General features: G+C 75.6%; 17 protein-coding genes. 6 read left to right on the forward strand and 11 right to left on the reverse strand.

Going from position 1 to position 17,219, the window contains the following annotated elements; translation table 11 throughout:
* The first annotated feature begins 11 nt into the window (after nt 1-11).
* From V6U82_RS00090 to V6U82_RS00105, 4 genes are all read left to right on the forward strand, one after another.
* Nucleotides 12-1,115: a sensor histidine kinase gene (locus V6U82_RS00090; RefSeq protein WP_334458421.1), complete on the forward strand. Its 1,104-nt coding sequence runs from the start codon at nt 12-14 to the stop codon at nt 1,113-1,115.
* On the forward strand, nt 1,112-1,780 hold the full coding sequence (locus V6U82_RS00095; protein WP_334458422.1) for a response regulator transcription factor: 669 nt from the start codon (nt 1,112-1,114) through the stop codon (nt 1,778-1,780). Before V6U82_RS00090 ends, V6U82_RS00095 begins: the two co-directional genes overlap by 4 nt.
* A gap of 242 nt (nt 1,781-2,022) precedes the next feature.
* A complete protein-coding gene (locus tag V6U82_RS00100) occupies nt 2,023-2,505 on the forward strand; it encodes a hypothetical protein (protein WP_334458423.1) in 483 nt (160 codons plus the stop codon).
* Nucleotides 2,506-2,578: 73 nt separating this feature from the next.
* Complete coding sequence (locus V6U82_RS00105; protein WP_334458424.1) at nt 2,579-3,214, forward strand: class F sortase; 636 nt, start codon at nt 2,579-2,581, stop codon at nt 3,212-3,214.
* 3 nt (nt 3,215-3,217) lie between these two features.
* Here the strand turns inward: V6U82_RS00105 and V6U82_RS00110 are convergent, their stop codons facing one another.
* Nucleotides 3,218-4,219, reverse strand: coding sequence for a phosphotransferase family protein (locus V6U82_RS00110; protein ID WP_334458425.1), 1,002 nt, complete (start codon nt 4,217-4,219; stop codon nt 3,218-3,220).
* Nucleotides 4,220-4,297: 78 nt separating this feature from the next.
* On the opposite strand from V6U82_RS00110, the gene V6U82_RS00115 reads away from it, so the two are divergent.
* Entirely contained in the window at nt 4,298-4,696 is a 399-nt protein-coding gene (locus V6U82_RS00115; RefSeq protein WP_334458426.1) for a YchJ family protein, read from the forward strand.
* A gap of 37 nt (nt 4,697-4,733) precedes the next feature.
* On the opposite strand, the gene V6U82_RS00120 is transcribed toward V6U82_RS00115, so the two are convergent.
* The 10 genes from V6U82_RS00120 to V6U82_RS00165 form a co-directional block, all read right to left on the reverse strand.
* Complete coding sequence (locus tag V6U82_RS00120; RefSeq protein ID WP_334458427.1) at nt 4,734-5,123, reverse strand: DUF2267 domain-containing protein; 390 nt, start codon at nt 5,121-5,123, stop codon at nt 4,734-4,736.
* Between the two features lie 88 nt (nt 5,124-5,211).
* A complete protein-coding gene (locus V6U82_RS00125; protein WP_334458428.1) occupies nt 5,212-7,074 on the reverse strand; it encodes a transketolase in 1,863 nt (620 codons plus the stop codon).
* Nucleotides 7,075-7,150: 76 nt separating this feature from the next.
* Nucleotides 7,151-8,383, reverse strand: a complete 1,233-nt coding sequence (locus V6U82_RS00130) for an MFS transporter (protein ID WP_334458429.1) — start codon at nt 8,381-8,383, stop codon at nt 7,151-7,153.
* A gap of 205 nt (nt 8,384-8,588) precedes the next feature.
* On the reverse strand, nt 8,589-9,608 hold the full coding sequence (locus V6U82_RS00135; RefSeq protein ID WP_334458430.1) for a mechanosensitive ion channel family protein: 1,020 nt from the start codon (nt 9,606-9,608) through the stop codon (nt 8,589-8,591).
* Between the two features lie 73 nt (nt 9,609-9,681).
* Entirely contained in the window at nt 9,682-10,887 is a 1,206-nt protein-coding gene (locus V6U82_RS00140; protein WP_334458431.1) for a hypothetical protein, read from the reverse strand.
* Between the two features lie 54 nt (nt 10,888-10,941).
* The gene (locus tag V6U82_RS00145) at nt 10,942-12,573 is read right to left on the reverse strand and encodes a serine/threonine-protein kinase (protein ID WP_334458433.1); all 1,632 of its coding nucleotides are present in this window, start codon (nt 12,571-12,573) and stop codon (nt 10,942-10,944) included.
* Complete coding sequence (locus V6U82_RS00150; protein WP_334458435.1) at nt 12,570-12,743, reverse strand: hypothetical protein; 174 nt, start codon at nt 12,741-12,743, stop codon at nt 12,570-12,572. The genes V6U82_RS00145 and V6U82_RS00150 overlap by 4 nt, the downstream gene beginning before the upstream one ends.
* Nucleotides 12,744-12,790: 47 nt before the next feature.
* The gene (locus V6U82_RS00155; RefSeq protein ID WP_334458436.1) at nt 12,791-14,578 is read right to left on the reverse strand and encodes a hypothetical protein; all 1,788 of its coding nucleotides are present in this window, start codon (nt 14,576-14,578) and stop codon (nt 12,791-12,793) included.
* Between the two features lie 43 nt (nt 14,579-14,621).
* Nucleotides 14,622-15,062, reverse strand: a complete 441-nt coding sequence (locus V6U82_RS00160) for a DUF4395 domain-containing protein (RefSeq protein ID WP_334458437.1) — start codon at nt 15,060-15,062, stop codon at nt 14,622-14,624.
* A 114-nt stretch (nt 15,063-15,176) separates the two neighbouring features.
* Nucleotides 15,177-15,623, reverse strand: a complete 447-nt coding sequence (locus V6U82_RS00165; RefSeq protein WP_334458438.1) for a TlpA family protein disulfide reductase — start codon at nt 15,621-15,623, stop codon at nt 15,177-15,179.
* A 223-nt stretch (nt 15,624-15,846) separates the two neighbouring features.
* Between V6U82_RS00165 and V6U82_RS00170 the strand changes: the two genes are divergently transcribed.
* Nucleotides 15,847-16,980, forward strand: coding sequence for a peptidoglycan recognition protein family protein (locus V6U82_RS00170; protein ID WP_334458439.1), 1,134 nt, complete (start codon nt 15,847-15,849; stop codon nt 16,978-16,980).
* Nucleotides 16,981-17,219 lie beyond the last annotated feature (239 nt).

Consider the following 17,219-nt stretch of genomic DNA (forward strand, 5'->3'; position numbering starts at 1 on the left):
AGCATCCGGACATGAGGTGCGCGTCCCGGTCCCGGTTCCTGCTGCTGCTCGACGGCGGCATCGCCACCGCGAGCCTCGCCGTCAGCCTGCTCGCGCTGCTGGCCTCCGACGCCGGCCCGGCCACGACCGGCGCGACCGCCGTCGCGGCCGGCCTCGCCGCGGCGCAGGCGAGCTGTCTGCTGTGGATCCGGCGCCACCCGGGGTACGCCCTCGGCGTCGCCGCGCTCACGGGCGCCGGGCTGGAGGCGCTCTGCCCGCAGCTCGGCTGGCTCGGCCTGGTCGCGGTGCCGATGGCATACGTGGCCCGGCTGCGCCCGCCCCGGTACTCGCTCGTCGCGCTCGGGCTGCTGCTGGCGCCCACGCCGTGGAAGCTGGTCACCGGCGGCTGGCGGGACCTGCTGCTCGCGGTGACCGCGCTGGGCCTGAGCTGGACGCTGGGCGAGTTGCAGCGGGGCCAGGCGCAGCGGCGCTGCGAGCGGGAACGGCAGGTCCGCGCCGCCGAACGGGAGCGGATCTCCCGGGAGCTGCACGACGTGGTGGCGCACCACGTCGCGGTCATCGCCGTCCAGGCCGCCGCGGCCGAGGACGTGTTCGACGAGCAGCCGGAGCAGGCGCGGGCCGCGCTCGCCGCGATCGACACCGCGGCCCGGTCGGCGCTCACCGAGCTGCGGGCCATGCTGCACGCGCTGGCCGCCGACGACGGGTCCGACCCGGACGGGCCGCAGCCGGGACTGGCGCAGCTCGACGCGCTCGCCGACGCGGTACGGGCGGTCGGCCTGCCGGTGACGCTGCGGCGGGACGGCGACGGCGACGAACTGCCGGGCGGGGTGCAACTGTCGGCGTACCGGATCGTGCAGGAGTCGCTGACCAACGCGCTGCGCCACGGCCACGCCACCCACGCCGACGTGGACGTCCGCTACCGCGACGGCGTGCTGCGGCTGGAGGTCGTCAACGACGGCCCGGCATCCGCCCGCCGGCCCGGTACGCCCACCGGGCGCGGCATCGTCGGGATGCAGGAGCGGGCCCGGCTGCTCGGCGGCACACTCGACGCAGGTCCGCTGCCGGCCGGCGGGTTCCGGGTCCACGCACGACTGCCGGTCGGAGCGAACCGGTGACGGTGCGGGTGGTGGTCGCCGACGACCAGGAGCTGATCCGCGCCGGACTGCGCACGGTCCTCGACGCGCGGCCCGACCTGAGCGTGGTCGGGGAGGCCGCGGACGGCGTCGAGGCGGTCGCGGTCGCGACGCGTACGAGGCCGGACGTGGTGCTGATGGACGTGCGGATGCCCCGGCGCGACGGCATCGCCGCCACCCGCGAGCTGGTGGCCGCCGGCAACCCGGCCCGGGTGGTCATGCTGACCACGTTCGACCTGGACGAACACGTCTACGCCGCGTTGCGTGCCGGGGCGAGCGCGTTCCTGCTCAAGGACACCCGCCCGGCCGACCTCGCCGAGGCGGTGCGCGTGGTGGCCCGGGGCGAGGCCCTGCTCGCGCCCACCGTGACCCGGCGGCTGCTGGACCGGTACGCCGGCCGGCTGCCCGGGCCCGCCCCCACCGGCGACGTGCTCACCGCGCTGACCGCCCGCGAGCGGGAGGTGCTGACGCTCACCGCGCGGGCACTGTCCAATGCGGAGATCGCCGCCCGGCTGCACCTGAGCACCGCCACCGTGAAGACCCACGTCTCGGCGATCCTCACCAAGCTGGGCCTGCGCGACCGGATCCAGGCGGTGGTGCTCGCGTACGACACCGGCCTGGTCCGGCCGGAGCCGCCGGTCCGGTAGGCGGCGAACGGGACACCGGCCCCAGACGCGCCGAACCGGGACGGTTCGCCGCCCGGCCTGGCCCGGCATGTCCGGCGTCTCGTGGCGGGAGGGAGCACACCGGACGGCAACGAAGATTTCTCAATTACCCCCAGTGACCGCCGCAACCCTCCTAGTGTTGGCCACACCGGTGCTCGTCACGGAGTTGGCCACCCGAACGACGTCCCACGCCTACAGCGGACGAAAAGTGAGGGAAGACGCGGATGAAGGCACAATCAATTCTCGGATCGGCGGCGTTCGGCGTGGGCCTCGGCGCACTGCTGCTCCCGGCCGCCGCGCTGGCGGACACCAGAGTCTCACCCGCCACCACCCCGGTCGGCGGCACCGTCGTGCTGACCACCACGTGCAACCCGAACGCCGGTGACGCGATCTTCCGGGTCACCGGCCCGGACCGGGACCAGAACGTCCGGTCCACCACGGCCGCCGCGGGCGGCGGCCTGAGCGCCGAACTGTTCACCGCCGGTTTCACGCTCGGCACGTACACGGTGGCCACCACCTGCGGCGACGGCAGCGACGGCGGCAGCGCCACGTTCACCGTCACCCCGATCGGCGGCGCGCAGGCCGGTGGCGGCGGGCGGGACGGCGACACCGGGGTGCTGATCGCCGGCGGGGTGCTGGCCGCCGGGGCGCTCGCCGGAGGCGCGTACGCGGTCATCCGCCGGCGCCGCGCGGGCGCCGTCGCCTGACCGGCTCGTCGAGCGGTCCGCCCGCGCCGGATCTTCCGGCGCGGGCGCCGCGTCCCTGTCGGACGGAGGCGGGATGCTGTCGGAGTCGCAGCGGCGGGCGCGCCTGCACGCCGTCGTCGTGGTCACCGCCGTCACCGTGGCCGCCGCCACGGGCGCCGGGCTGGTCTCGGCCGGGCTCGGCACCACGTCGGCGTCACCACCGCAGCCCGGCGCGTCCGCCGCGCCGGCGACCGAACGACCGGCCGGCCCGGCGCTCCCCCGATCCACACCGGTGCGGGTCACCATCCCGCGCATCGGCGTCGACGCCGAGATCGTCCCGGTCGCCACCGACGCGGACGGCGCGCTGGAGGTGCCGCCGCTGGAACGCCCGGAGCTCACCGGCTGGTACCACCCCGGTCCGGCGCCCGGCCAGGCCGGCAACGCGGTTCTGGTCGGTCACGTCGACTCGCAGCACGGCCCGGCGGTCTTCTTCGACCTCGGGCGGCTGCGCTCCGGGGACGCGATCCGGGTGCTGCGGGCCGACGGGCGGACCGCGACGTTCACGGTGGACGGCGTCGGGGCGTACCCGAAGGAGCGTTTCCCCACCGCGCGGGTCTACGGCGGCGACGCGGCGGCGCGGCTGCGGTTGATCACGTGTGGAGGGCGGTTCGATCCGCGCACCGGGAGCTACCCGGACAACATCGTCGTCTTCGCCACCGCGACCCGGTGAGGCTCAGCCGGCCAGGTCGGCGAGTTCCGCGTCGAGCAGCTCGGCCAGCAGCTCCACCCGGCCCGGGTCGTTGTCGGCGGTGATGTTCCGGCTGGGCATCTCGACAGTCATCAGCAGGTAGAGATAGAGCCGGTACAGCCCGAGCCGCCGCCGCGCCCCGGCGTCGAGCGGGAACGGCGCCGCCTCCCGGTAGGCGCGCACCAGCGGGTCGTCCGGCTCGTCCTCGGCGCGGCGGAACAGCAGTGGCGACACCAGGTCCATCAGCGGGTCGCCCCACAGGTACCGCTCGCCGTCGACCAGACCGGTGAGCCGAGGGGTGCCGTCCGGCCCGTCCACGGCGAGCACGTTCCCGGCCCAGCCGTCGAAGTGCAGCAGCGCCGGGCGGTCGACCGCGTCGAGCACCGCCGCGTGCCGGGCCACCAGCTCCCGGATCCGGGACGCGGGCACCGGCAGCGGCACCGCCCAGTCCGCGGCGTCGGCGAGCATGTCGTCCACCATGGCCGTGTAGGCGTCCCGCCAGGTGCCGGCCGAGGCCCGGTCGCCGTCGTAGCCGTACCGCTCGCCGGTGACCGTGTGCAGCGCGGCGAGCACGCGGCCGAACTCCGCGCGCAGCGGCCCGACGTCCGCGCCGGCCCGGCTCAAATCCCAGAGGGTACGACCTGGCAGCCGCGCCATGAGCAGCCAGTCACCGAGGTCGGGGTCGGTGCCGTGGTGCAGCAACGCCGGCGTGGGCACCCCCGGTGCGCGGTCGGCCACCAGGCGCAGGTAGAACGCCTCCGCGCCGATCATATCGCGCTCGTAGCGCAGCAGCGGCACGTGCGGCGGCGGACCGACCTTGAGCACCACGTCGCCGCCGCCGGTGAGGCGTACCCACCAGACGGCGGCGAAGCCGCCACCGGTCAGCGGGCCGCAGTCGGCCACCTCGGCGCCGCGTCCGAGCGAGGCGGCGAGGTAGCGGCGGACCTGATCCGGGTCGAGGGCACGCTGAGTCGGACTCACGCTCATGGTCCGGGGAGCCTAGTGCGTCGAGGTGCCGGGAAGGGCCCTGCTGGACACCGCCCCGGCGCCTGGGAGAATCGTGGCATGGCGAAACGGGGTGCACGTCCGGCGGCCTGCCCGTGCGGCACCGGCCGGCCGTACGCGGACTGCTGCGCCCCGGTGCACCGGGGCGAGGCGACGGCGGCCACAGCGGAGGCGCTGATGCGGTCCCGGTTCAGCGCGTTCGCGCTCGGCGACGCCGCCTACCTGCGGCGCAGCTGGCACTCCACCACCCGTCCGGAGCGGCTGGAGCTGGAGCCGGGCACCCGCTGGACCCGGCTGGAGGTAGTGGAGACCGCGCAGGGCGGCCTGTTCGACAGCGCCGGGACGGTCCGGTTCCGGGCGCACTACCGCGAGGACGGCCGGGCGGGCGTGCTGGCCGAGCAGAGCCGCTTCGCCCGCGAGGACGGCCGCTGGGTCTACCTCGACGCGCTGCCGGAGTGACGGTCGGCCCGAGGGGCCACGGTCGGGGCGGGCCCGGTCAGGCCGGGCGCGGGGTGGGCTGGGCGAGTTCGGCGATCTCGCGGGGCAGCTGGGACAGCGCCCGGTTGAACTGGGCGGGCCCGACCACCCGGTGCAGCGCCTGCAACACCGCCCGGGCGCCGCGCTCGGCGTCGGACGGTGACGCGCCGGAGCGCTCGGCGACCCGGCGCAGGAACTCGTCGTACCCGAAGACCTCGGGGTCCTCGACCCGGGCGCGTGCCAGCAGCGGACGAAGCTCGTGCGCGACGTGCGCGGACAGGTCGTCGGCCTCGCCGCCGCTGATGCGTTCGGCGAACGTGCGCAGCGTCGCCTCGGTCAGCGCGCGGGCCGTCTCCACCGGTACGCCGGCGCGGGCTGACACCCGCGCGTAGAACTCCGGTTCGGCCATGGTCGGTCCTCCCGTCGCAACGGCAGCGTGGCTACCCGCCGGGGCCCGCGGCAAACACCGTGGCGCCGCGGGCCCCGGCGGGTACGGCTCAGGCCAGGGCCCGCGCCGCCGAGACGATCGCGCCCACGCCGATACCGGCCCGGTCGAACTGCTGGGCGGGGGTGCCGGAGCCGGGCAGCCCGCGTACCGCCAGGTGGTTGACCCGGGCCGGTTCACCCAGGTCGGCGAGCGCCTCCAGCACGGCAGAGCCCAGCCCGCCCTCCGGGTAGTGGTCCTCGACCACGACCAGCCGCCCGCCGGTCTCCACGACGGCCTCGGCCAGGCGCTGCCGGTCCACCGGCTTGATCGAGTACAGGTCGATCACCCGGGCGTCGATGCCCTCGCGGGTCAGCTCGTCGGCGGCGGCGAGGCACAGGTGCACCGTGACGCCGGTGCCCAGCAGCGCCACGTCCCCGCCGTCGCGCACCATCCGGCTGCCGCCGATCGGGAACGGCTCGGCGTCGTCGTAGAGCACCGGGTACTTGCCGCGCGTCGTCCGCAGGTAGGTCACACCCGGGTGGTCGGGCATCCGGGCCACGAGGGCCGCGCAGGAGACCGCGTCGGCCGGGCAGAGCACCGTGGAGCCGGGCACCGCGCGCAGCGCGGCGATGTCCTCCAGCCCCATCTGGGACGGGCCGTCCGGGCCGATCTCCACCCCGGCGTGCGAGCCGACGAGCGCGATGTCGGCGCGGGACACGCCCGCCATCCGGATGAAGTCGTACGCCCGGGACCAGAACGCGGCGAACGTCGCCGCGAACGGCCGGTAGCCGCGCACCGCCAGACCCACCGCCGCGGCGGCGAGCTGCTGCTCGGCGATGAACATCTGGAAGAACCGATCGGGGTACGCGGCCGCGAAGTGCTCCGCCCGGGTGGAGTCGCTGACCTCGCCGTCGAGCGCGACCACGTCGGGCCGGGCGGCGCCGAGGGCGCGCAGGGCGTCACCGTACGCGTCCCGCGTGGCGACATTCGCCCCGCGCTCGTATCGCGGCAGTTCCGGTGGCCGGGCCTCCGGGGCGGCGGCGCGCGGCGCGGCCGGAGGCTTGGGCGCGGCGACCCGGATCCGGCGGGGGCCGCCCAGCGCCCGGACGGCCCGCTCGGCCAGCTCCGGGTCGAACGGCTTGCCGTGCCAGGCCGGGTCGTTCTCCACCTCGGGCACGCCCTTGCCCTTGACCGTGCGCGCCAGCACCACGGTCGGCCCGGTGGCGTCGCGTGCCTGCCCGTACGCCTCGTCGATCGCGCCCAGGTCGTGGCCGTCGACGACGATCGCCTGGCAGCCGAACGCCTCGACGCGCCGCCGGTAGGTGTCCAGGTCCCACTCCAGCTCGGTGGGGCCGCGCTGGCCGAACCGGTTGACGTCCACGATCGTGGTGAGGTTGCGCAGCCCGTAGTGGCCGGCCTTGTCCAGCGCCTCCCAGACCGAGCCCTCGGCGGTCTCGCTGTCGCCGCAGAGCACCCAGACGTGCGCGGGCGACCGGTCGAGGTACTGGGCGGCGAGCGCCACCCCGACGCCGACCGGCAGGCCCTGCCCGAGCGAGCCGGTGGCCACGTCCACCCAGGGCAGCACCGGCGTCGGGTGACCCTGCAGGCGCGACCCGGACCGCCGGTACGTCTCCAGCAGCTCCTGCTCGCTGATCGCGCCGGTGGCGCGGAACACCGCGTACAGCAGCGGGGAGGCGTGGCCCTTGGAGAAGATCAGGTGGTCGTTGCCGGGGTTGCCCGGGTAGGACCAGTCGTAGCGCAGGTGCCGGGCGACGAGCACGGCGAGCAGGTCGGCGGCGGAGAGGCTGGACGTGGGGTGCCCGGAGCCGGCCATGGTGCTGCACCGGATCGCGTCCACCCGCAGTTGGGCGGCCAGCTCCGCCAGCCCGGACAGCTCCTCGTCGCGCAGCGTGCGCTCTGCTTCCAACGTCACCGCGATCGTCTCCCGGGGTCGATTTCCGCACCCACGCTAGGCCGCGAACGCGACCATTGGTCCCTTTTCGGCTGATTCACGCCCGACCGGTGAGCAGCCAGAGCGCCACCAGCAGGTACGGCAGCACCGCGACCGCGAAGGCCGCCGGGTTCCCGACCGCACCGGCGAGCAGCCCGTACCCGCCGTAGAAGGCGACGACGGTCAGGTCGGTGGCCATCCCGGCCAGCGACGTGACGGTGGCCCGGGCCGGCCCGGCGATCCGGGCCTGGAGCCGCACGTCGGCGAGCACGGTGGCCAACTGGAACGCGGCGAACGCCACCGCCAGCAGCAGGAACCCGGCCGGGTGCCGCAGCAGCGCCCCGGCCGCCGTCGCCGCGGCCGCGAACACCAGCAGACCGGCGTACCCCCGGTGGGACAGCCGCTCGCCCAGCGGCGCGAGCAGCCCGCCCACGGTCATCCCGGCCCACACCAGCAGGAGCAGCAGCGGCACGCCCACCTCGGGCATCCCGGTGCCGGCCGCCAGCAGCCCGGTGTACTCGTCCAGCCCGCCCCAGATCGCGGTGACGGCCGCGACCAGCAGCACGGCGGCGCGGACCCGGCGATCGGCCCGCACCTCGCGCAGGCCCAGGCGCAGGCTGTCCAGCCAGCCGGGCTCGTCACCCTCCCCCGGCTCGTCACCCGCGCCCGGCCCGTCCGGCTCGCCACCTGGGACCGGCACGGCCGGCGGCGGGCGGTGCTCCGGGAAGCGGGCCGCGACGGCCGCCGCCAGCAGGCACGCCGCCACGCTCGCCGCGCCGACAGCGAGGTAGCCGCCGAGCGCGAACACCGGCCCGGCGAGCACCCCGGAGCCGACCGCGCCGAGCACCTCGGCGGTTCGGGTCCGGCCGATCAGCCGGGCGTACCGGTCGGCCGCGCCGAGGCGTTCCAACTCGGTGAAGACGAGCGCCTCCAGCGCCCCGGAGCGCAGCGCGCCACCGGCGCCCCAGAGCAGGAACCCCACGGCGAACGCCGGATAGGACGGCAGCAGCACCCAGAGCGCGAACCCGCCCGCGGCCAGCAGCGGCGCCAGGCAGAGCAGCAGGCGACGCGACACCGCGTCGGCCCACACGCCGGAGGGCACCTCCAGCACGATGCCGGCGGCCGCCCAGAGCACGAACAGCGAGGAGATCTGCCCGACCGACAACCCCGTGTCGGCGAACAGCAGCACGTAGAGCGGGTAGAGCAGGACGAGATCGGTGAGGAACGCGTACCCGTAGAGCGTCGCCGCCAGACGGCGGGTCGCGGGCACGCGGGCAGGAGCGACGAGCATGGAACCTTCCCACGGGACGTGACGGACACCGGTCGGAATGCACGGTGTCCGCGGCGGCCCGCGGCCTCGTCGCTCAGGAAGGCATCAACATCGCCAGGTCATGCCGGGATCCTATCCGCCGCGCGGCACCCGGGTGGTCCCGCGACGGGCACGAAGCAGGGGCGGGACCGTGCGGTCCCGCCCCTGGTTCGTCGCGGCTGCCGGGTCAGCGGCGGAACTTCTCCACGTCGGCCTGCGGAATGACCATGGTGGCCTCGCTGTCCGCGGCCTGCTCGGCCGTCGGCCGGCGCGGCGTGGTCGGCTGGGTGCGCTCGGAGTCCGCGTAAGCCGGGATGTGCTGCGTGGCCTCCGCGCCCGCCTGCGACGGCACCGGCTCGGTGACGTCCGCACCGGCGGCGGCCGGCTGGGTGCCCGGGTACGCCGGGACGGGCTGCGTCCGGTCCGCCTCGGCGTCGCGGCTCACCGGCCGGGTCAGCTCGGACTCCCCGTACGGGCCGGTGGCGGCCAGGCGGGCCTCGACGTCACGCCGGCCGGCCTGGTAGGCGCGGGCGTGCGTGGCGATGGTGCGCGACTCCTCCTCGGCCCGGGTCAGCCAGTTCTCCCAGCGGCTCTGCATCGGCCGGACCAGCCCGCCGCCGACGCCGACGACCAGGATGCCGCCGACGGTGGCGAGCACCGCGATCAGCACCGGGGTGGTGACGGTGGTGGCGACGCCGATCTGGTTGAGCGCGGCGATGACACCGAGGCCCAGGATGAACACCGAGGCGAGGTTGGCCAGCACCCGGCCGTACGAGAGGCCGCCGAGCGCGCTGGAGATGATGTCCTTCACCGCGCGGGCGATGGCCGCGGCGACCACCACGATGACGATGGCGACGAACGCCCGCGGCAGCCAGGCGATCACACCGGCGATCAGGTCGGAGATGGGGTTCGGGCCCCAGATGCCGAACGCGAGCTGGAGCGTGACCAGCAGCACCCCGTAGTAGGCCAGCTTCGCGACGATGTCGCTGGCGTCGTACTTCGAGCGGGCCAGCGCGGTCTTGATCCCGCCGCGCTCGACGGCCCGGTCGAAGTGGACCCGCTCCAGCACCTTGTCCACGAGCTTCAGCACGGCCTTGGCGATCAGCCAGCCGACGACAAGGATCGCGACGAACGCGACCGCCTTGGGCAGGAACAGCATCACCGAACGGAACGCGTCGCCCACCGCGTCCCCGAAGTTGTCTCTCATCGAAGGGCCTCCACGTACGTGGTCCAGGTTTGTTCGGGTGGGGCTACCCGGACGCACGCGCGGGGAAACGCGGTCAGGCTCCGGGGCAGCGGTAGACGACGCGCGTGCTGGCCTGCGCCGTCGTCGGCTCGACGATGTTGACGGTGGCGATGCCGGTGGTGGTCCCGACCCCGGTGAACGTCCACTTGAGGGTGAGCGCCGCGGTCTGCTGCCCGCTGCCGACCCGTTCGGTCAGCACGGCGCCGGGCGGCGCGTCCGAGCGGAACCACTGGTAGCGGATCGTCCCGCCGCGCCCGTTGGTGCGCACCGTGGCCACCACGTCGACTGTCACGTCGCACGCGACCCCGGCCGGCCGGGGCACCGCGACCGTGACCCCCTCGACCTCCAGCGGGCGCAGCCGCTGCCACAGGTAGAGGCCGACCGCCAGCAGCAGCACCACGGTGAGCAGCGTGGACAGCACCGAGACGACGCGACGCCAGACCGGGCGCGGGCGGATCGGGGGTGCGGTGGGCCAGGGGGGCGCGGGCGGCGGCGTCCCCGGCACGCCCGGCCCGAAGCGCAGCTCGCCGCCGGGGGCCGGCCCGCCACTCGCCGCCCGCGCGTGGCCGGTCCGGTCCGGGTACGCCCCGGCGCCCGTCGCCGCCGGACCGGTGGCCTGGTGCCGGGGTGGGACGCCGGTGGGCTGCCAGGAGGTGGTGGGCTGCCACGATGCGGTCGGTTCCGCGCCGGAGCGCTGGGTCGGCCCCGGCGTCGGACGCGGGTGGACCGTGGCCTGCCCGGTCGTGTTCCCCGGGCGCAGATGGACGGTCGCCGCCTCATCCGTCGGATGTGCCGGAGCCGGACACAGGCTCACCGTCGGCTCGCCGGCTGACGTGCGGAGATGAACCGTCGCCTCTCCTGCCTCGTCTGCCCGGTCCGGTTGCCGGTGCACGGTCTGCTCCGCGCCTGGCGGTGTCGGCGTGGCCGAGGCGGCGAGGTCCGCCGTGGGGTCGTCCTCGCTCGGGACACCGCTCAGTTGGGTGGCGGGATCAGCGGGCGGCGAATCGTCGGCCACCGGTCCGGAGAGCTGGACGGTGGGCTCGGAGCCGTCCGTCGCCGCCGGGGCGTCGACGGCGAGCCGCGCGGTCGGCTCCGCGCGCTCGACCGCAAGCGGCATCGTCGCGTCGGCGTCGGCTCGGGGCCGGGTGAGGTGGACGGTCGGTTCGGCGGCGTCCGCGTCGCCGGTGATCGGCAGGGCGCGGGTGGGCAGCGCCTCGGTGGGCTCGTCGGGGCGGGTCACGCCGGCCGTTCCCGGGACGGGCTGCGGTGCGGGGCAGCGGGCACTGTCGTACTCCTAGCCGGGGGTGCAGTCGTGGTAGAGCGTCACGTACACCGGTGACGCCGAGGTGGTCGTGTTGCCGGCGGCGTCGGCGGCGGTGACCCGGATGGGGATGCGGGCGCTGCGCCTGGGCGTGGACAGCGGGCCGAGCGTGCCGGTGAACACGCCGCGCCCGGCGGCGGCCATCCGGATCGTGCCGGTGGCGCCGTCGACGGTGTAGCCGAACGTGACGGTGAGCGCGGCCGGGCCGCTGCGGTCGTCGGTGACGGTGGCGGTGACGGTGCTGCTCTTGGCGCCGTAGGGGCAGCCCTTCGGGTCCAGCTCGCCCGGGTCGGCGCGGACACCGTCCACGACCGGCGCTGTCACGTCCGGCGGCGGCGGGCTGGTGGTGCGCGACGCGCTGGGTGTGGGCGTGCCGGTACGGGCCGGCGTCCCGGTCGGGTCCGGGGTGGCCGACGGCGCGGGAGGTGGCGGCGCGGCGGACGCGGTGGACGGGCTCGGTGTCGGTGACGGGCTCGGCGTCCCGGCGCCGGTCGGGTCCGGTGCGGGTGCGCCGGTGGTGGCGGGGGCGGCGCTCGCCGGGCCGGTGGGTCCGGCGGCGGGCGTGCCGTCGTGGGCGGCGTAGCTGTAGCCGGCGCCCCCGGCCAGGACGGCGGCGACCAGGGCGCCGGCGGCGAGCGCGGTACGGGTGCGGCCACTGCGGAACCGTCCGCCCCGGCCGGTGGTGGTGCCCAGCGCGGTGTGCGCCACCTCGGTCGCGCCCTCGGCCCGGTCCGGGAACGGCCACAGCGCGGCGAGCAGCACCGCCCGCCGGGCCAGCTCGCGCAGCCCGCGTTCCTCCCATTCCGGGCCGTAGCCACTGCCGGCGGCACCTTCCAGCAGGTCCAGGAACACCTCGGCGGACGGCGGGCGGTCGTCGGGGCGTTTGGCCATGCCGTGGCGGAGCAGTTCGTGCACCGGCGGAGGCGCCGCCTCGGCGGGGATCGGCGCGCCGGCGTGCTGGTCGCGCAGGGACAGCAGGTCCGGTCCCTGGTACGGAGGGCGGCCGGTGAGGCACTCGAAGAACGTGGCGGTGGCGGCGTAGACGTCGCACGCCGGGCTTGCCGGGGCGCCGGTCCACTGCTCGGGGGCCATGTAGCGGGGCGTGCCGGACACCGTGGTGCCGGAGCCCTGACCGATCGGCACGGCGATGCCGAAGTCGGCGAGCTTGCTCAGCCCGGCGCCGGTGACCAGCACGTTCTCCGGTTTGTAGTCGCGGTGCACCACACCGTGCGCGTGCGCGGCGGCCAGGCCGGCGAGCGAGCCCTTGAGGACGCAGAGCGCGGCCTCGGGCGTGGTCGGGCCGTGCGCGCGCAGCATCTGGCGCAGTGAGACGCCGTCGACCAGTTCCATCACGATGGCGGCGCCGTGCGGGCCCTCCACGTACTCGTAGAGGCGGCTGATGTGCGGGTCGTCGATCTCGCCGAGCAGCCGGGCCTCGGTGCGGAACGCGGTCCGGAACGCCGAGTCCTCGCCCAGGTCGCGGACCAGGTACTTGATCGCGACCGGGGTGCCGGTCGGGTCGTGGGTGGCGAGCACGACGCTGCCGGACGCGCCGGCGCCGAGCCGGCGGACCGGCGTGTATCCGGACAGTTCCCAGCCGCTCATGCGACAGACTCCACGGCGTCCCACGGGCGGATGTCGGACGCCGCCTCGCCCGTCATTCTGACCGTGGCGCGGCCGCCGGCCATCGCCGCAACGGCTGGTTCCGGACGCCGGTCGGCGCCCGGCTCGCCGCGCGGCGCGGCGCCGCCCGGCAGGTGGTCGGTATCGGACACACGCCACGAGTACCAGACCCCGGCAACCGCGGGCGGAAGGCGCGGCGTCAGCGGCGGCGGGGTGGGGGGATTCCTGCCGGTGGAGGGGGGCGGAGCAGCCAGACGGGGTTGCTCGCGCCCACGATCTCGCCGTCGCGGTCACGGACCTGGGTGCGGACGTACGACCCGGCGCCGACGCGCACCGGCAGGTCGTGCCAGCCCTGCCGCAGCTGCCGCCAGGGAACCTGCCCGACCCGGACTGCCGGTGTCGGGTCCGCGACACCGGCCCGGTCGACCTCGCCGGTGACCGTCTCCAGCGTGGCCCCGGCGGGCAGGTCGGTGGCGCGCAGCCGCACCGTGACGGTGTCCTCGGTGAGCACGGTGAGCGCGCCCATGGCGCTGCGGCCACCCAGTTCCAGGTCCAGCTCGCCCCGGTAGCCGGCCAGGTCGGCGAACCACGCCTGCCCGGCGCGCAGCGCCGCGACCAGGTCGTCCCGGCCGGTCGAGGCCGCCCAGACCGAGGTGATGTTCCGGTCCCGGCCCGCCCGCCAGTCGGTGCCGTCGTGGTCGTCGGTGACCCCCACGGCGGTGAGCGGGATCGCGTTGCGGGCCGCCACGTCGTACGCCCAGAGGTGGTCCTCGACCGGCCGGCGTCCGATCTCGATCAGGTCGACGCCGAGCGCGTCGCGGCTCACCAGCAGGCGGGCCAGTGATTCGCGGCGCTCCACGTCCAGCGGATGGTTCCAGCACACCACCCCGCCGTGCGCGTGCAGGAAGCGCACCATCTCCTCGGTGGCGTCGACGTCGTTGTCCCGGTACGGCGGGGACGGGAAGCGCGGCAGCGTGCCGTCGCCGCCGAACCAGTTGAGGTGCCGCACCATCGACACCTCGTACGCGCGGTGGTGGGTGACGCCCTCGTACGCCCCGGCGTAGCCGCGCAGCACCTCGGCGCGTAACTCCTCGCCCGCCTGGCCGGCGCGGCGGGCGCGGTCGAAGACGAGCCGGTCCACCAGGTACGCGCCGCGTGCGCCACCGGACACGGTCACGCCGAGGCGCAGCCCGCGCAGCGAGTTGTCCCCGGCGACCAGGCCGGGCCAGAGCCGCCGCACGTCGGCGAGCAGGTCGAACGTGTGCCGCCGCCAGACGCCGGCCGGGGCGGGCATCTCGACGGTGCCGTGGCGGCCGTCCACTGTGTGCCGGACCGTGTCCACGCCGCCGAGGCGGTAGCGCAGCACGAGCTGCCCGGCGGGCCGCCCGGGTCCGGCCGGGTGGTGCGACAACGCCACCTCCACGGTGAGCGTGGCGTCCCGGCCCGCCGCTTCGGGGCGTACGTCGAGGTGCAGCGTCGTGTCGGAGATGTTGGCGGTGTGCGTCCAGTTCCACGCCTTGCCCGCGTACCAGTGGGCGCCGGAACCGGCGGCGGTGAGGCGCAGCGCACGGCCCGGGCCGTCGAGGGCGTCCGGCGCGTCCACGAAGTCGGCGGCCGAGGCGCGCAGGCGCCCCTCGGTGGCCGGCTGCCAGGTCCAGGGCAGGCCGCCCTCGCGTTCCTCCGGGCCGTCGAAGTGGACGACGCGGCGGTGGTCGTGGGCGGCGACCCGGAAGTCGTGGTCGGTCCACCAGAGCACGTCGACGCCGTTGCGGCGGGCCTGGTCGAGGTGGGCGGCGTAGCTGGCGATCCCCTCGCTGAACGAGGCGTGCAGGTGCATCGCCATGCTGACCGGCCGCCGGCCGCGCGGCGGGGGCGGCGGCCGGTCGTTCGTGGCGGCCAGCCCGACCGGCACGCCGATTCCGGCGACCGCCAGCCCGCCCGCGGCCACGAGCACGCTGCGCCGGTCCAGCCGTCCGCGACCCGCCATGCCACTCCCCCCGTCCCGCCGGGGTCAGCGTACGGGCGGGCGGTCAGCGCGGGGGCACCGCCACCCGGGCGGCGAGCGGGCGCCCGGCCAGCCGCCGCATCGCCAGGTACGCCTCGCAGCCGAGGCAGAGCCCGAACGCCGCGTTGAGGAAGGCCGCGGCCAGCGCGGCACCGGTGGCGGCCAGGCCGAGCGCGGGCAGCCCGGCGAACCAGCCGGCCGCGCCGACGGCGCTGAAGACCAGGCCGACGACCTGGGCGAAGCGCACCGGCGCGACCGGCTCCAGCTCCGCCGGCGGGCCCAGCCGGGGCGCCACCAGGGCGCGGAACAGCAGGCCGTACGGGCCGACGCGCGGGTTGACGGCGGTGAGCGCGAACACCACGGCCTGGACGAGCAGGAGCAGCCCGGAACCGGTGACGAGGACGATCGCGAGGACGACTGTGGTGAGGACGGCGGCGAAGCGCGGTCCCCGGGGGTCGAGCAGCATGGGGTGGGTCCGTTCGTGCGGGGGCGGTCGGTCAGGCGGGACGCGCCGCCGCACAGAGGCTCGTGGCGAGCCGGCCGTGGTCCACCACCCGGCGGCGGGTCAGCCGTACGCCGGTCATCGCCGCGCCCCGGCCGTGAGCGCGGCGATCAGGTCGTCGCGGTCGGGCACGCCCGCGGCCCGGCGCACCACGCGGCCGGCCGCGTCCACCACCAGCACCGTCGGGGTACGCCACACGTCCAGTTCCCGGGCCGCGTCGAGGTGTTCGTCCACGCCCACCTCCCGCACCACGACGCCGTCGAGGCGGGCGGCGACGTCGGCGAGCACCCGGCGGGCGGCCCGGCAGGGCGCGCAGACCGGGGCGGAGAACTGCACCAGCGTGACCTCGCCGGGGCGTACCCCGAGGGCGGTGAGGGTGGCGAGGTGCGGCGCGTCGGCGGCCGATGGGCGCTTCCGGACGGCGCGCAGCCGCCCGTCGTGGCGGCGGCGCCACCAGCCGAACGCGGTGGCGGCCGCGAGCACCGCGACGAGCACGAGGATTCCGCTCAGGCTGGGCGACTGCACCGGCCCAGGCTGCCACGGCAGGTCGCGGAAGACCATGGTCCGTCCCGGTCAGCGGACGTGAGATCGCCTACTCCGGCGGTAGGAACGGTGGGCGGACCGGCCGGCGAACGTCGCTTTTGTCCTCTGGCGCACCGCGCGAGCTTGGCAATATTCTCCACCACGCGCGCAGTCGTTGGAGTTCCTTTACATCGCCCGGCGCCGGTCGGGCCATCGAGGAGGCGAGATGCACTTCGACCACCCCGAGCTGGACCGCCGTACGCTGCTGCGGGCCGGCCTCGGCGCCGCGGCGGTCGCGGTCGTCGGCAGCGAGCTCGCCCTGCCGGCCGCCGCGCACGCCGCACCGGGCGCGGACCTCGACTGGATCATCAGCTGCGACGAGTGGGCCGCCCGCCCGCCGGCCGACCCGCTGTCGGTGAGCGCGATCCCGACCAACAAGATCATCGTGCACCACATGGCGTTCCCGAATGTCACGGACTACTCCGAGGAGCACGCCAAGCAGCTCGCCCGCGACTGCCAGGACCTGCACATGGACGGCAACGGCTGGTCCGACACCGGGCAGCACTTCACGGTGAGCCGCGGCGGTCACGTCCTGGAGGGACGCCACGGCAGCCTGGACCGGCTGCTCGCCGGCGACCGGCAGATGATCGCCGCGCACTGCCCGGGCGAGAACGGGCGGGCCATCGGCATCGAGAACGAGGGCACCTACGTCACCGAGACGCCGCCGGAGGAGCTGCTCGACGGGCTGGTCCGGCTGTGCACCGCGATCTGCCGGCAGTACGGGCTGCACGCCCACGACATCTTCGGCCACTGGGACTTCCGCGCCACGCTCTGCCCGGGCGCGATGTTCTACCGGGAGTTCCCGGCGCTGCGCCGCGCCGTGTTCGAGAACCTGGGCACCGACCTGGGCGACGTGCCGGCCCGCCGCTGGCCGGACATCTGGCGTTTCGTCGGCGGCCCGGTGGTCCGCGTCGCGCAGTACCTGCTGACGTTCCGCGGCTACACAGTGCCGCTGACCGGTGTGTTCGACGCCGCGACGGTCGCGGCGGTGCAGGACTGGCAGGCCCGCAACGGCATCCCGGTCGACGTCGACGCCACGCTCACGGCGCCGACCTGGGAGACCCTGGCCCCGGAGCTGGACCAGAAGTCGTCCGGCGTCCCGGTGGCCGCCGCGCAGTTCATGCTCGCCTCCAAGGGCTACGCCGAGGTCACCGCGACCGGTGAGTACGACCACGCCACCCGCACGGCGGTGAAGGACCTCCAGCGCCTGCACGGACTACCGCCCAACGGCAAGATCAGCACCACTACCTGGTGCGCGCTGGTGGGGGGTGTGGTGCGCCAGTCGTTCCACAAGCACTGACGGCGCACCGGCGGGGAGAGCGGTGGGGGTGGCAACGGCGCCACCCCCACCGCGTCGTTGCGGGACGGATCGCGACGAAACGTCGGCATTGACGACTGGTGAACGACGGCTATCCCGGACGGCAGTGGTGCGCCGATCATTGCCCGCAGATAGATATGAGTCATTCTCACCTCCGGGCAGGACGCCCGGGCACGGAGGCCGAGACGCCGTCAGCCGGGCGTGCCGAACGGCCCTACTCC

The sequence above is a fragment of the Micromonospora sp. CPCC 205554 genome (genome assembly GCF_036902745.1).
In the GTDB taxonomy this organism is placed as follows: domain Bacteria; phylum Actinomycetota; class Actinomycetes; order Mycobacteriales; family Micromonosporaceae; genus Micromonospora; species Micromonospora tulbaghiae.